12 protein-coding genes are annotated in these 14143 nt (G+C 63.3%); 6 read left to right on the forward strand and 6 right to left on the reverse strand.

The genetic code is table 11. The annotated features are described in order from the left end of the window. The first annotated feature begins 53 nt into the window (after nucleotides 1-53). Genes JNM03_RS15500 through JNM03_RS15510 form a run of 3 tightly spaced genes read left to right on the forward strand, consistent with a single transcriptional unit; the run spans nucleotide 54 to nucleotide 4359 of the window. A complete protein-coding gene (locus JNM03_RS15500) occupies nucleotides 54-1586 on the forward strand; it encodes an AbgT family transporter (RefSeq protein ID WP_294037907.1) in 1533 nt (510 codons plus the stop codon). Continuing rightward, the gene (locus JNM03_RS15505; RefSeq protein ID WP_294037909.1) at nucleotides 1583-3421 is read left to right on the forward strand and encodes a CocE/NonD family hydrolase; all 1839 of its coding nucleotides are present in this window, start codon (nucleotides 1583-1585) and stop codon (nucleotides 3419-3421) included. Before JNM03_RS15500 ends, JNM03_RS15505 begins: the two co-directional genes overlap by 4 nt. Then, on the forward strand, nucleotides 3421-4359 hold the full coding sequence (locus JNM03_RS15510; RefSeq protein WP_294037910.1) for a LysR family transcriptional regulator: 939 nt from the start codon (nucleotides 3421-3423) through the stop codon (nucleotides 4357-4359). The genes JNM03_RS15505 and JNM03_RS15510 overlap by 1 nt, the downstream gene beginning before the upstream one ends. 146 nt (nucleotides 4360-4505) lie before the next feature. Here the strand turns inward: JNM03_RS15510 and JNM03_RS15515 are convergent, their stop codons facing one another. Next, nucleotides 4506-5429 carry a LysR substrate-binding domain-containing protein gene (locus JNM03_RS15515; RefSeq protein WP_294037911.1) on the reverse strand — a complete coding sequence of 308 codons (924 nt, stop codon included), beginning with the start codon at nucleotides 5427-5429 and terminating at the stop codon, nucleotides 4506-4508. Nucleotides 5430-5538: 109 nt separating this feature from the next. Between JNM03_RS15515 and JNM03_RS15520 the strand changes: the two genes are divergently transcribed. Continuing rightward, a complete protein-coding gene (locus JNM03_RS15520; protein WP_294037913.1) occupies nucleotides 5539-6411 on the forward strand; it encodes a pirin family protein in 873 nt (290 codons plus the stop codon). A gap of 145 nt (nucleotides 6412-6556) precedes the next feature. Continuing rightward, a complete protein-coding gene (ycaC, locus tag JNM03_RS15525; protein ID WP_294037914.1) occupies nucleotides 6557-7183 on the forward strand; it encodes an isochorismate family cysteine hydrolase YcaC in 627 nt (208 codons plus the stop codon). Nucleotides 7184-7427: 244 nt separating this feature from the next. On the opposite strand, the gene JNM03_RS15530 is transcribed toward ycaC, so the two are convergent. Both JNM03_RS15530 and JNM03_RS15535 read right to left on the reverse strand, forming a co-directional pair. Continuing rightward, nucleotides 7428-8318, reverse strand: coding sequence for a hydroxymethylglutaryl-CoA lyase (locus JNM03_RS15530; RefSeq protein ID WP_294037915.1), 891 nt, complete (start codon nucleotides 8316-8318; stop codon nucleotides 7428-7430). Nucleotides 8319-8327: 9 nt separating this feature from the next. Next, the gene (locus tag JNM03_RS15535) at nucleotides 8328-8714 is read right to left on the reverse strand and encodes a nuclear transport factor 2 family protein (protein WP_294037917.1); all 387 of its coding nucleotides are present in this window, start codon (nucleotides 8712-8714) and stop codon (nucleotides 8328-8330) included. An 80-nt stretch (nucleotides 8715-8794) separates the two neighbouring features. Between JNM03_RS15535 and JNM03_RS15540 the strand changes: the two genes are divergently transcribed. Continuing rightward, nucleotides 8795-11083: a TonB-dependent receptor gene (locus JNM03_RS15540; RefSeq protein WP_294037918.1), complete on the forward strand. Its 2289-nt coding sequence runs from the start codon at nucleotides 8795-8797 to the stop codon at nucleotides 11081-11083. A gap of 21 nt (nucleotides 11084-11104) precedes the next feature. Here JNM03_RS15540 and JNM03_RS15545 read toward each other — a convergent pair whose 3' ends face one another. The 3 genes from JNM03_RS15545 to JNM03_RS15555 all read right to left on the reverse strand — a co-directional run bounded on the left by JNM03_RS15545 (nucleotide 11105) and on the right by JNM03_RS15555 (nucleotide 14089). Then, a complete protein-coding gene (locus JNM03_RS15545) occupies nucleotides 11105-11566 on the reverse strand; it encodes a MarR family winged helix-turn-helix transcriptional regulator (protein ID WP_294037919.1) in 462 nt (153 codons plus the stop codon). Nucleotides 11567-11617: 51 nt separating this feature from the next. Beyond that, nucleotides 11618-12856 carry an acyl-CoA dehydrogenase family protein gene (locus tag JNM03_RS15550; RefSeq protein ID WP_294037920.1) on the reverse strand — a complete coding sequence of 413 codons (1239 nt, stop codon included), beginning with the start codon at nucleotides 12854-12856 and terminating at the stop codon, nucleotides 11618-11620. 69 nt (nucleotides 12857-12925) lie between these two features. Then, nucleotides 12926-14089: a CaiB/BaiF CoA-transferase family protein gene (locus JNM03_RS15555; RefSeq protein WP_294037990.1), complete on the reverse strand. Its 1164-nt coding sequence runs from the start codon at nucleotides 14087-14089 to the stop codon at nucleotides 12926-12928. Nucleotides 14090-14143 lie beyond the last annotated feature (54 nt).

The raw sequence follows: 14143 nt of genomic DNA on the forward strand, positions 1-14143 counted from the left end.
TCGGATCGGCCGCGCCGGGGACGGTGCGGCCTTTGAGACGCGGGGCGGCGAATATGCCAGGCAAGACGCAGAAATGGCTCGACCGGGTCGAGCGCTGGGGCAATGCCCTGCCCGATCCGGTATTCATCTTCCTCGGCCTGATCGCGCTGCTGGTCGCGGCGTCGGTCGCCGCAGCGCTGTTCGGGTGGAGCGCGGTCAATCCGGTCAGCGGCGAGATGCTGACCGCGAAGAGCCTGCTCTCGGCCGAAAATGTCGGCAAGCTGTTGACCGAGATGCCCGATACGATGGCGAATTTCCCGCCGTTGGGGCTGATCCTCGTCGTGATGCTCGGCGCCGCGGTCGCCGAGCGGTCGGGGTTGTTCACCACGCTCATGAACCGCGCGATGCGCGGCGTCCCGAACCGTTTCCTCAGCCCCGCGATCTTCCTGATCGGGCTTCTGTCGCATCAGGCGGCCGACGCCGCCTATGTGGTGCTTATACCCTTGTCGGCTATCATCTTCGCGGCGGCCGGGCGTCACCCGTTGTCGGGCATCGCGATTGCCTATGCCGGGATCTCCGGGGCTTTCGCCGCCAACCTGCTGCCCGGCCAGTTCGACGTGCTGATGCTCGGCATCACCAAGTCGGCGACCGCGCTGCTGGTCCCCGACCATATGCTCAACCCGCTCGGTAACTGGTATTTCACCGCCGCGCTGGGACTGATCCTGATCCCGGTGACCTGGTTCGTGAACGACCGTATCGTCGAGCCGCGCCTCGGCACCTGGACAGGTTCGCCGCCCGAGGGCGAAATAGAGGATGAGGCTGATCCCGCTGCCCATCGGAAAGGTCTCCGTCGCGCAGGGCTGGCCGCGATCGCGATTGCGTTCATCTTCGCGGCCTTCACGCTGTGGCCTGGCTACACTCCGCTCGTCGATGGCACCGCAGCCGGGCCAGCGCGGCTCGAGCCTTTCTACGCCTCGCTCGTCGCGGGCTTCATGTTCCTCTTCCTCGTCTGTGGCTGGGTCTACGGCGCAGCGGTCGGTACGATCAGCTCGCACCGCGACGTCGTGAAAATGATGACCGAGGGACTCGCGACGATGACGCCCTTCCTCGTCATTTCCTTCTTCGCCGCGCACTTCATCGCGATGTTCGCCTGGTCGAACCTGGGTCCGGTCATGGCGATCAACGGCGCCGACTGGCTGCGCGCGCAGCAGCTCGCAACACCGGTAATGCTGATCTTGCTGCTGCTCATGTCGTCTGTCTTCGACCTCGTCATCGGATCGGCCTCGGCAAAGTGGAGCGCGATGGCACCGATCGTCGTGCCGATGCTTATGCTGCTCGGCGTGTCGCCCGAAATGACGACTGCGGCTTACCGGATGGGCGACTCTATTTTCAACATCGTGACCCCGGTTGCGTCGAACTTCGTCCTCGTCCTCGTGCTGGCGCAGCGCTGGCGGCAGGATTTCGGCGTGGGATCGCTGATCGCGCTGATGCTGCCCTTCTCGATCGCGATCGGGCTGACCGGACTCTGCCTCGTCAGCCTGTGGACAGGGTTCGAGTTGCCCGTCGGTCCGGGTGCGCCCGCGACCTATGCGATGCCCGCGCGATGATCGAAACCACGGATATCCGGTTCATCCGCAACGCGATGGTCCCGATGCGCGACGGCGTGCATCTGGCGACCGATATCTATCTTCCCGCCGACGGCGCAGCGCTTCCGGTACTGCTCGAGCGTACACCTTACGACAAGGACGGCACCAACCACGCCGATTTTTCAGCGGCCGATCCGACACCGCGATCAAAGCCGGAGATCGCGCGCCTGTTCGCGGCGCACGGCTATGCCTTTGTGTCGCAGGATTGCCGTGGCCGTTACGGCTCCGAAGGCACGTTTCGCAAATATATGTCGGAGGCCGAGGACGGCGCCGACACCATCGCGTGGATCATGGAACAGCCATGGTGTAACGGCCGCATTGGTACGCTCGGTCTTTCCTATGGCGCGCATGTGCAAGCGGCGCTCGCGACGCTCGATCCGCATGGCCTCGCGGCGATGTTCCTTGATTCGGGCGGCTTTTCCAGCGCCTATCACAGCGGCATCCGCCAAGGTGGGGCCTATGAGCTGAAGCAGCTCACCTGGGCGCTGAAGCATGCGTTGCTGGCACGCGAAACCGCCTCCGATCCCGCGCGTCGCGCAGCGCTCGAGGCGGTCGACATCCGCGAATGGATCGGGGTCGAAAAATGGCGCCCCGGCCATTCGCCCATCAGCGCGGCGCCCGAATATGAGGATTTCATTCTCGAACAATGGAGCGAGGACCGCTTCACCGACTTTTGGAAACAGCGCGGCCTCTATGCACGCGGCTGGTACGACGCTTTCGCCGATGTGCCGATGGTCCACATGTCGAGCTGGTACGACCCCTATGCGCTGACGGCGATCGAGAATTTTACCGGGCTTTCGGCACGCAAGCAGAGCCCGGTGAAGCTTATCATGGGCCCCTGGACGCACGGCAAGCGTTCGCTGACATATTCGGGCGACGCCGACTTCGGACCGCAATCGACACTCGACCATTTATTCGGCGACTATGTCGCGCTCCGCCAACGCTGGTTCGATCATCATCTGAAAGGCGCCGGGCCCGACCCGCTACCCGAACCCGTCTATCTGTTCACCATGGGCGGGGGCTCGGGCCGACGGCTACCGAGCGGGCGGCTTGATCACGGCGGACGGTGGCGGAGCGCCGCGGGCTGGCCGCTTGCGGCGATGCGAATGACGCCCTTCCACCTGCACATGGACGGGGGTCTTGGCGAAAATCCCGTCAGTGGTGCCGGTGCCCGCAGCTTCGTCCATGATCCCCATCATCCGGTACCGACGATCGGCGGCGCGATCGCCTCGGGCGCGCCGGTGATGGAGGCCGGGGGGTTCGACCAGCGCGAAGGCCCCGACTTCTTCGGATCGCGCGAAGCCGGACGCGCGCTGGCCGACCGGCCCGATGTCCTGATCTTCGAAACGCCGCCGCTCGATACCGATGTCGAGTTGACCGGTCAGGCTATTGCCGACCTGTTCGTCAGTTCGACCGCCGCCGACACCGACGTGATGATCAAAGTCGTTGATGTTTATCCGCCCAGCGCCGACTATCCGGATGGCTATGCGCTCAATATCGCGCATGGTCTGCTCAGAATGCGGTTCCGCAACGCGTTCGAGGAACCCGAAATCATGGAACCTGGAAAGGTCTATCGCGTGCAGATCGTCTCCTTTCCCATGAGCAACCGCTTCGCGATGGGGCACCGCATCCGAGTCGAGATCGCCGGCAGCAATTTCCCCCATTTCGACATCAATCCCAACACCGACTGGCAGGTCGAGGGCCTTGCGCCAGCGACGGCGGAGACGAGCATCCACCTCGGGCCCGACCGGCCTTCGTACATCCTGTTGCCGGTCGTGCCGATCGAAATCGCCTGATGGTGCATAAACCGCTCGCACCGGCCGGCGTCGAACCCGACAAGGACGTCAGCTTCCGCGCGCTCCGCGTCTTCGCCGAGATCATGCGCACCGGATCGGCGACTGCGGCAGGCAAGCAATTGTCGCTCTCGCAGCCTGCGGTCAGCCGCCTCATCGCGCAGCTCGAGGCACAGGTCGGCTTCGACCTCTTCTACCGAGATCGCGGCAAGCTGGTACCCACGGCCGATGGCACCAAACTGATCCAGGAGGTCGAACTGACGCTCGCCAGCATCGACCGGTTCAACAGTCTGGTCCGCGATATTGCGGGCTATTCCGCAGGCACGGTGCGGATCGTAGCGCCGCCGAGCTTTGCCGAGGGAATCCTGCCCGAGATCGTCTCGCGCTTTCGCGAGCGCTTTCCAGGGGTCGAATTCAATATCGATTCCCGCAGCGTCGAAACCGCCCGGTCGATGATCGCGATGCGCTATGTCGACTGCGGCTTCGTCAAGCTACCAACGGACGAGAGCGACCTTGCGATCGAACAGATCGTGTTGAGCGGGTCGGTTTGCGTGATGCGTGAAGATCACCCGCTTGCCGGCCTCGCGACAATCACCCCGACCGACATCGGACAATATCCGCTGATCCTGCTCGGCGCCGGGCGGCATTGGCGGACGCAGGTCGACACGGCCTTTGCAGCCTTCGGCCTTCGACCCGCGGTGGCGATAGAAACCCATACCCATGGTTCGGCCTGCGCGCTCGCGGCACGCGGCAACGGCATGGCCATTTTGAATGAGCTGCTTGTAAAGCCTTACCTGCATGCGCCATTGGTGACCCGGCCCTTCCAGCCGCCGATCGCGCACGAATACGCCTTTGCCGTGTCGAACGTATCGCGCCCCTCACGCCTCACGCTCGAATTTAGGAACGAGGTACTGGCCTATTTCGCAACGAGAATCGCATAAGCCCATGGGCCGATGGCGGACAGTCAACCTCCCGGCCCGTTTGTGTGGTCGACCTTTCGCTTCACAATGTCTGGGCGATGCAGGGTATCGGACGAGCCGCAAACCATATCTGCACTTGACCGATGGAGCAGCCTGTAACTCCGGAGCTATGAAGTGCCCATCCCGGCAGACGCCTGCCGGCGCTGCCGAGCGCATTCTTCGGCGAGAAAATCCAGCATCGCCCGCACCGACGGCAAAAGTCCGCGCCGGGACGGGAAAACGGCGTGAACAATTCCCGCCTTGGGCCGCCAGTCGGGCAGCACATGAATCAATCGCCCTTCCGCGACATCTTTCCAGATCATCAGCGTCGGCAGCTGGACAATTCCCACGCCCGCAAACGCCGCGTCGCGCAGCGTGGCCATGTCGTCCGTCACGAGGCGCGGGCGATGCGGAAGGATGGCGGTCGTTCCATCGGCATGCCGGAGTTCCCAGCGATGGTCACGCCGCGGGGGGCCAAGGTCGAGCGTGGGAAAACCGCTCAGATCGGCGGGAGAAACAAGCGCTCCGCTGACAAGAGCCGGACAAGCGACGAGGCATTGGCTGCTTTCATCGAGCTGGCGCATGACAAGATCGCTTGCCTCCAGCGGGGGGAACCGCACGCGGATGGCCAGATCGAAGCCCTCCGCAACCACATCGACGCGGCGGTTGGTGCCTTCCAGGTGGATTTCGACTGCCGGATGTTCGGCGATGAACCGGGCGACGAGCGAGCCGAACTGAAACGCCAGCAGCCCGGTCGGGCAGCTCATCCGAACGATGCCGTGCGGTTCCGAACGCGCGGTCGCGATCACCTGCTCGGCCGCCTCGGCCTCGACGAGCATGGCGACGCAGCGCTCATAATAGTCGCGGCCGATCTCGGTGACTGAAAAGCGCCTCGACGAGCGATTGAGCAAGCGAACGCCCAGCCCGTCCTCGAGCAGGCCGATCCGGCGGCTCAGCAATGATTTCTGTATGTCCAACGCGCGAGCGGCCGGCGCAAAGCCTCCATGATCGACCACTTGGACGAAATAGTAGAGGTCGTTGAGGTTTCGCATCGTCCTTCAGATAGGACGATGCGTCCATTTTCTCAATCTTTTCTAATTATCGTCCTGAAGTTATCTCCACTTCAACAGCGCCTCCTCCCATCGAGACGCACGGAGACAGATGATGACGAAAACTATCCTCGGTCGTTACGGCAATGATCTCAGCCACTGGGTCGGCGACGGCTTTCCCGTTCGCTCGCTTTTTTCCTACAACAGCCTCGGCCAACATGTGAGCCCGTTCCTGCTGCTCGACTATGCGGGGCCGCATTATTTCGCCCCAACGACCGATCGGCGTGGGGTCGGCGAACATCCGCACCGTGGGTTCGAAACAGTGACGATCGTCTATGACGGCGAGGTCGAGCATCGCGATTCCACCGGGAACGGCGGGATCATCGGCCCCGGGGACGTGCAGTGGATGACCGCCGCAGGCGGCATCATTCACGAGGAATATCATTCCTCTGCGTTCGCCAAGACCGGCGGACCGTTCCGGATGGTGCAATTGTGGGTCAACCTTCCCGCAAAGGACAAGATGGCGCCCGCCGGCTATCAGGGGATCGTCGCGGCCGATATTCCGGTCGTCGACCTGCCCGAAGCCGCCGGCACCGCCCGCGTCATCGCCGGCACGCTCGGCGATACAACAGGACCGGCAAAGACCTTCACGCCGATCAACATGTGGGACGTGCGACTGAACCACGATGCCGACATCACACTGCCCCTGCCCGACGGGCACACGGCGATACTCGTCGTGCTGACCGGCCATGTCACGGTGAACGGGACACAGGAAGCAGGCGAGGCGGGGATGGTCCTGCTGAGCCGCGACGGCGGCGGCGTCGACATCCACGCCGACGGCGATGCGACGCTGCTCGTCCTGACCGGCGAACCGATCGACGAGCCGATCTTCGGCCATGGCCCGTTCGTGATGAACAACGAGAAGGAAATCCGTCAGGCGATCGACGACTATAACAGCGGTCGCTTTGCACAGGCCGCGACCTGATCCCTCGACCCGGCCCCTCACGGGGCCGGGTTCCCTTTTTCCCGACGTCGAGCGGCGACGTGCTCGCGCCGCTTTTCCCTGCCTCCGGCGGCGCGCCGTGCCGCGCGGAACCTCTGCGAGCATCTGAAACAAATGGAGAAATACCATGTCCAAGCCCTATGTCCGCCTCGACAAGAATGATGTCGCGGTATTGCTGGTCGATCACCAGACCGGCCTCTTGTCACTGGTACGAGACATCGATCCTGACAAGTTCAAGAACAACGTCCTGGCGCTCGGCGACATTGCTCAATATTTCGGCCTGCCAACGATCTTGACGACCAGTTTCGAAGAGGGCCCGAACGGCCCGCTCGTCCCCGAACTCGTCGAACAGTTTCCCGACGCGCCGTACATCGCTCGGCCGGGCCAGATAAACGCATGGGACAACGAGGATTTCGTCGCCGCCGTAAAGGCGACAGGCAAGAAGCAACTGCTGATCGCCGGCGTCGTGACTGAAGTCTGCGTTGCGTTCCCGACCTTGTCGGCTCTGGCGGAAGGTTTCGATGTGTTTGTCGTCACCGACGCCTCGGGCACCTTCAATCCGATCACGCGCGATGCGGCGTGGAACCGCATGTCGGCAGCCGGTGCCCAGCTGATGAGCTGGTTCGGCGTCGCGGCGGAACTCCACCGCGACTGGCGCAACGATATCGAAGGACTGGGCGCGCTGTTTTCAGCTCACATCCCCGACTATCGCAACCTCATCACCAGCCACTCCAAGCTGACACAGCGTCAGTAACAATAAGGAAATGACCGGCTGCCGTGAAACCGACGGCCGGCACTTTCTTCGAAAGACGCCCGACTGACCAGTTGCGAACCCTCGGCTTCCAGATAAGAAAATGCAGCAAGATGACGTTCAAGTCGCAGATCTTGCAATCGCGAGCCACTTGCGCAGCCCGAAAAGTAAGTCGACGAACGTCTCCGCCGCGCCCTCTACAACGTCAAATCAATTAACGATAAACTGATGCAGGCACTTGTACCCGTCAACGGTTTCGCGCGGCGATGGTTGCCCGCATGACGGCGCTTTCGCTCGCTCTGCCGAGCTTTCCGTTGAGCCAACAACCCGTGTCCACCAATTGATCCACATCTATCCCGCCGGCGATCCGGTCACCAAAGGCATAAGCGATGTCCTCGCTCGCGACATTGCCCGCGGCACCGGGAGCGAAGGGACATCCGCCGGTGCCGCCGATCGCGGCGTCGATCGTCGCCGCGCCCGCGGCTGCAGCGGCGACGCTGTTGGCGACCCCCATGCCGTGCGTGTCATGGAAATGGACGCGGACGGGCAACGGCGCAACGGCGTCTCTGACGAGGGCAACGAGTCGCCCTGCCTCGTCGGGGCGAGCGATGCCGATAGTGTCGGCGAGCGAGATTTCGCGAATGGGGGAACCGGCAAGACGTCGCGCCATCGCCACAACCCGAAGGGGATCGACGGCTCCGTCGAACGGACAGCCGAAGGCCACCGCCAGCGTCACCTGTGCCGGCCGGCCGGCCTCCCGCGCCTCTGCCAGAACGCGTTCGGCCATGGCGGCGCATCCCTCGGCCGACATGCCCTGATTTGCGATCGCGAAGCCGTCAGTCATCGGCACAACCAGGCCGATCTCCCCGATATTCGTAGCCAGCGCGCGCTTCGCGCCCCGCTCATTCAGGACGAGGCCGATCGTGCGAATGGCGGGATCGAGGCGCAAGGCCGCGATCACCGCTTCGGCATCCGCCATCTGCGGCACGCGCGACGGGTTCACGAAACTGGCCACCTCGATCCGCCGTATGCCGGATGCGACCGCGCGTTCGATCAGTGCGACCTTCGTTGCCGCGGACAGAATCGCGGTTTCGTTCTGCAGCCCGTCGCGGGGCGACACTTCAACCAGTTCGATCATGCAACGGGGCTAGTCCGCAATCTGCCGCTCGTACATGCCCCAATCATAATATTCGCGCCATGTACGTATCAGCCCGTCCTCGACCTCGAAAATCCCGACCGCGGGCAGGATGCCTGACTTACCGCGCGCCGTGAAATGATCGCGGCGCTCCAGCGTGACGACATTGCCCTCGACGCGGCGGTTGAGCACCTCCATCCGCACCGCCGTCGCGATCGCGAAAAAGCCGTCGAGCATCGCCTTGATCTCGGCCTTCCCGCGATACGGCTCCTTCATCATGCTCTGCATCACCGCGTCGTCATGGAACAACGACAGGATCAGATCGCCGTCGAGCTTCTGCCATCCCTCCTTCATCCGGTCGACCACCGCCAGTGCAGCTTCTTCGTCGGGGCTACGCATGTGAATATCTCTCCCTCTGTCCATTCGATCCCGATGGCCGAAATGGGATTTCGTCAAATCTATTGACAATAATAACTCTCATGCGTCATCTTCAACATGTCAACCAGCTTTACAAAGCGGCAAACCGCGAGGGGCTGGCGAAGCGTGGAGGGAGAGCGAAAATGGGCATTTCCGGCAAAGGAATATGGCTGGTCGGGGCAAGCTTGCTGGCGTCGCCGGCGTACGCGCAAGACGAAAGCGGCACGGCTCGGGATTCGACGGCCCAGATGAGCGGCCCAACCGACATTGTGGTCACTGCCCAGCGCCGCGAACAGCGGCTGCAGGATGTGCCGATCTCGATAGCCGTCGTATCTGGCAACACGCTCGAAGACCGCGCGATCCAGAATTTCGAGCAGCTCGCACCACTGGTTCCCAACCTCACCATCGCGAAAACGCCGGCCGCGAATCTGATCGTTCTTCGCGGCATCGGATCGAGTGCCGGCAGCCCGTCGCTCGATCAATCGGTCGTGATGTTCGTCGACGGCATCTATGCAGGCAATGCGCGCCAGTTCGCGGCACCCTTCCTCGACATCGAACGGCTCGAGGTGTTGCGCGGCCCGCAGGGGGCGCTCGTTGGCCGCAACACCAGTGCCGGCGCCATCAATATTCTGACGCGCCGGCCGGGAGATACTTTCGGCGGCTATGTCCTCGGCGACTATAATTTCACGTTCGACGGTCCCAGCGTCGAGGCCGGGCTCGATATCCCGGTCACGGGCAATTTCGCCATCCGCGCGGTTGGGCGTTATTCGGATACAGAAGGTTATATCTACAATGACCTCGTCGATCAGAATCAGCCCACGCGGCGCGAGCTAATCGGCCGTATTACGGGCAGGCTGGAGAGCGGGCCGGTGACGTTGCTCGCCAAATATGAGCATGCCGACGTCGATATCGAGGGATCGCCGGTGCAGGTTTTCGCCCCTGCGAACAACGAGTTTCGCGACTATCGCAAGAGCAGCCGCCTGCTGAACGGCCCGGAATACGACAACATCGTCACCGACAATGCGGTCGTGCAGTTCGATATCGATCTCGGTGGCCCGACGCTGACATCGATCAGTGGCTTTTCTGCCTTCCGCAACCGCAACCTGATCGATGCCGACTTCTTCGCCGGCAATTTCGCGACAGCCGACTTCGATCAGGATTTTCAACAATTGTCGCAGGAGGTCCGCCTCACCTCTCCGTCGGGCGGCAAAATCGAATATTCGGTCGGGGCCTATTATTCGGTCGCCGACCTTGACGAAGAACGCACGACCGGCGTGCTCTTTGCGCCGGCGGCCAGCACCTTCCGCCAGTTCAATCAGGAAGACCGCGCCCTCTCGGTGTTCGGCCAATTGACGTGGATCGTATCCGAAAGCCTGCGGATCAACGGTAGCGGGCGCTGGACGCATCAGGAAAAGAGCGCGGACTACCTCCGTCTGGGCGGCACCCAGGCCGCAACCGACCGTGTCGGCGCCGTGCAGGCCGATTTCAGTGGCAAGACCAAGGACAGTCGCTTCGACCCTGCCGCATCGATCCAGTTTTACGCCAATCGCAACTCGATGCTCTATCTGAGCTTCGGCAAGGGGTCCAAGAGTGCGGGCTTCCAGGGTGCGATCTCGAACGCATCTGCGGCGACCTTCGCCTACAAGCCCGAACGGTCGACCGCCTTCGAAGCGGGCGCGCGACTGAGCTTTCCCGGCACCGGATATCTGAACCTCGCGGCCTTCCATACGACCTACCGCGACCTGCAGGTTTCGGCAGGTATTTCGGTTCCGGGCTCGCTCGCCGCCATCTTTTTCACCGGCAACGCCCCCAAGGCACGCATCGCGGGGCTCGAAGCCGAATTCCTCGCGCGCAGCGGTCCTTTCCAGCTCGACGGCAGCCTTGCCTGGCTGCCCACCGCCAAATATGTCGATTTCACCGCCGGCCCCTGCTACGCATTGCAGCCGAGCAACGGCACCCTGCCCGGCACCTGCAACCAGACGGGCCAGCGACTGGGCTTCACTCCCAAATTTTCCGGCGCGGTGAACGGCACGGTGAGCGTGCCCGTGGGGGACAGCCTGCAGATCAAGGCGACGATTTCACCCAGCTTCCAGTCGGGGAACTTCCGCGACTTCACCAACGACCCGGTCGCGCGGCAGGACAGCTGGCTGAAACTCGATGCGAGACTTTCGTTCGGGATGATCGATGAAGGCTGGGAGGTCGCCCTGGTCGGGCGCAACCTGACGAACAAGCTGACCAACGCATACAGCAATACCGCGGGACTCGCGAACACCTTCCTCAATCCGGCGGCGCGCGTCACGGTCGTCGATCCGCCGCGCAACGTCTCGATCCAGGCGCGCTACAAATTCTGATCGCGCTTGCGCGGCGGCGGATCAGCCGCCGCGCAGCGTAATCGTTGCGGGCGATCCCCAGTCGGCGACAAAGGCCTCGCGTAGCGCCTGCACCGCGCGCTTGCCGATCCGCCGCGTCAGTTCATCGGTGAGCTGATCGACGATCTGCTTCGCGTCCGCGCGCATGGCATTTCCGAGCGCGGTCAGCACGACCTGCTTGATGCGGCCATCATCGGGATCGTCCTCGAGCGCGAAAATGCCACGTTCGACCAGGGAGGTAATCGTCGAATGCACCGCCTGCCGCGTGATACGCAGGCTGCGCGCAATGTCTGCGGGGCGCGTGATACCCAACTGGACATGCATCATGACCATCGATTCCGGCCGGGTCAACGCGGGCTGACCGTTCGCGACGAGGCTGCGCTGGAGGCTTTCGTCGAACCATTCGAAACCCTGCAGCAAGGGTACAATCAGATAATCCGAACGGTGAAGAGGTATATCGCCCATATCGCCCCTATGCCCGCCGGAGCCGTGCTTTGCCAAGCCTCTTTGCCCCGTTCACAACAGAGCCGAGTTGGGCGGCAATCCGACGAGCGCGCGGCCGTGCAGTTCGGTGGCGACGTCCTGATCATAGACGATGTGGCTCTGCATCACCTGAACGTCGCGAAGCATGCGCTGCAGCGGGTTCGACAAGGCATGGACACTCGACCCGACAGCTTCACAGCAGGTCCGTACCGCCTCGACGCATTGCTGGACCGCAAAGGCGACCTGCGCACGCAGACGGATGCGCTCGATCGTCTGCGCAGGCTCGTCGATAGCACCGATCGCAATATTCTCGCGCGCCACCGAACGGATTGCCAGTTCCGCCGACCGGGCAAGAATGTCGGCACGGGCAAGGCGCATTTGGGCGGCAGGCTTGTCGACCGACGTCGTCGCCATGCCCATCTTCACATGGCCGGCAAGCCGCGCGCGGCAAAGCGCGATCGCGCCACGGGCCGCGCCAAGCGCCGGAATCGATGCCGTGACGCAAAGGTTCGGCAGCATCGGTGACCCATAAAGGCCATTGCCGTGGATCTCGCGCCCGTTTCCCCGACCCGACCGCACCGGCCCGACCGCAAAGCCGTACCCTTCGGGAACGAAATGATCGTCGACCGCAATGTCATTGCTGCCGGTCGCCGCCATGCCCGCCATCTGCCAGGTGTCGATGACGCGCGCGTCGCCCGCGGGCAGGATGAACATGCGAGCATCTGGCGGCGATCCCTCGGGAACCGGCACCATCGCATTCAGCATCACCCAGTCGGCATGCATCACGCCCGATCCCCATTTCCATCGGCCGGTCAGCCTGAACCCGCCGTCGACCGGTTCGGCCCGTCCGGGCGGTGACGCGCAGCTGGGCGCGATGACATAGGGGAAGCGAGCCCAGATCTCGGCCTGCGTCGCCTCGGGCAACTGCGCGATCAGCCAGTTATGTTCGGCAGCAAAGCAGGCCGCCCAGGCCGTCGACGGGCAAGCCTCAGCAAGCGGCAGCGTAGCGCTGATATAGGTATCGGGATCGAATTCGAGTCCGCCGAAGCGCCGCGGCACATAGACATAGAAATAGCCCGTCGCGCGGATCGCGTTCCACACGGCATCGACCGGTCGGCGCAGCCGCTCGGCCTCGTTTGCGTGGTCCGCAGCGAGCGGCTTCAGCGTCGCCATACGGTCGATCAGTATCTCGGGCGTCAGTGCGGCCAGCTCCGCAGCGGAGAGATAGTCGCCACCCGTCGGGATCCGGCGATCAGCCAGCGCTTCGCTCATCCTTGCCTCCCTTATCCGTTCGCCGCGATTGTCGCCGATCGAACAACAATGTCAATATATTTGACGTTATCATTCTGTCGTGCGGTCAAGCCACCGGGCAAAAATCGCGTCATTATCCTCGCCCACGGCGACGGGTGCTGGTTTGCGGATGCTTCCGGGCGTCGCCGACAATTTCGGGAAGACGCCCTGCATGGGGGTCGGACCGCGGGCGGGATCGTCTACCGTCACGATCGCATCGCGTGCCGCGAAATGGGGATCGGCAAGCATGGCTTCGGCGTCATATATCCGCCCCGCGGGTACGCCTGCGTCGATCATCCGTTCTTCAAGTTCGTCGACGGTGAGCGTCCGCGTCCACGCGGCAATCAATGCGTCGAGCTCTTCCTGTCGCTCCCCGCGCGCCAGATGCGTCGCATAGCGCGGATCGCGCGCAAGGTCCGGGCGCCCCATGCTTTCGCACAGCCGCGCAAAGACGCCGTCCTGATTGGCGCCGATCAGATACTCGCCGTCGCGGCACGGATAGACGTTCGACGGCGCAATGCCCGGCAAAGCCGAGCCGGAGCGTGCCCTCTTCGTTCCCGCCACTGCATATTCCGGCACGAGCGACTCCATGACCTGCAGCACCGATTCATAGAGGGCCGCATCGACGACCTGCCCTTCACCGCTGACCGACCGGTGGTGAAGCGCCGCGAGCGCCCCCATGCAGCCATAGGTCGCCGCCAGTGTATCGCCGATCGACACTCCCATGCGCGCGGGCGGCAGATCGGGATAGCCGACGATGCCGCGCCATCCGCCCATCGCCTCCCCGATCCCGCCGAAGCCAGCGCGGCGGGAATAGGGTCCGGTCTGGCCATAACCAGAGACACGAACCACAATTAGCCGCGGATTGCCCGCGCGCAGTCCGGCAGGATCGAGGCCCCATTTCTCCAGCGTCCCGGGACGGAAATTCTCGATCAATATGTCCGCCTGTCCGATCAGGGCGCGGGCATCGGCCTGCCCTTCCGGACTTCGCAGGTCGAGCGCGACCGAATATTTGTTGCGTGCAATCACCCGCCACCATGTCTTCGGCTCGCCCTGCCCCCAGTCGCGCATGGGGTCGCCACCGCCAGGAGGCTCGATCTTGACCACCTCCGCCCCCATATCTCCCAGCAACTGGCCGCAGAAGGGGCCGGCGATAAGCTGTCCCATCTCGACCACGCGAATGCCCGTCAGGGGGCCGCCCGCCTCCACCGTCATCATCTGTCCTCTTCTTTCGCTTGCGGATCGCATCATAGACATTCGTAAATATAT

Origin of the sequence: Sphingopyxis sp., from assembly GCF_016793825.1 — a bacterium.
GTDB lineage: Bacteria > Pseudomonadota > Alphaproteobacteria > Sphingomonadales > Sphingomonadaceae > Sphingopyxis.

What these genes read in the sequence shown, in the direction of transcription:
- JNM03_RS15500 (WP_294037907.1), top strand. Translation starts at nt 54, where the DNA reads ATGCCAGGCAAGACGCAGAAATGGCTCGACCGGGTCGAGCGCTGGGGC.
- JNM03_RS15505 (WP_294037909.1), top strand. Translation starts at nt 1,583, where the DNA reads ATGATCGAAACCACGGATATCCGGTTCATCCGCAACGCGATGGTCCCG.
- JNM03_RS15510 (WP_294037910.1), top strand. Translation starts at nt 3,421, where the DNA reads ATGGTGCATAAACCGCTCGCACCGGCCGGCGTCGAACCCGACAAGGAC.
- JNM03_RS15515 (WP_294037911.1), bottom strand. Translation starts at nt 5,429, where the DNA reads ATGCGAAACCTCAACGACCTCTACTATTTCGTCCAAGTGGTCGATCAT.
- JNM03_RS15520 (WP_294037913.1), top strand. Translation starts at nt 5,539, where the DNA reads ATGATGACGAAAACTATCCTCGGTCGTTACGGCAATGATCTCAGCCAC.
- ycaC (WP_294037914.1), top strand. Translation starts at nt 6,557, where the DNA reads ATGTCCAAGCCCTATGTCCGCCTCGACAAGAATGATGTCGCGGTATTG.
- JNM03_RS15530 (WP_294037915.1), bottom strand. Translation starts at nt 8,318, where the DNA reads ATGATCGAACTGGTTGAAGTGTCGCCCCGCGACGGGCTGCAGAACGAA.
- JNM03_RS15535 (WP_294037917.1), bottom strand. Translation starts at nt 8,714, where the DNA reads ATGCGTAGCCCCGACGAAGAAGCTGCACTGGCGGTGGTCGACCGGATG.
- JNM03_RS15540 (WP_294037918.1), top strand. Translation starts at nt 8,795, where the DNA reads ATGCGTCATCTTCAACATGTCAACCAGCTTTACAAAGCGGCAAACCGC.
- JNM03_RS15545 (WP_294037919.1), bottom strand. Translation starts at nt 11,566, where the DNA reads ATGGGCGATATACCTCTTCACCGTTCGGATTATCTGATTGTACCCTTG.
- JNM03_RS15550 (WP_294037920.1), bottom strand. Translation starts at nt 12,856, where the DNA reads ATGAGCGAAGCGCTGGCTGATCGCCGGATCCCGACGGGTGGCGACTAT.
- JNM03_RS15555 (WP_294037990.1), bottom strand. Translation starts at nt 14,089, where the DNA reads ATGACGGTGGAGGCGGGCGGCCCCCTGACGGGCATTCGCGTGGTCGAG.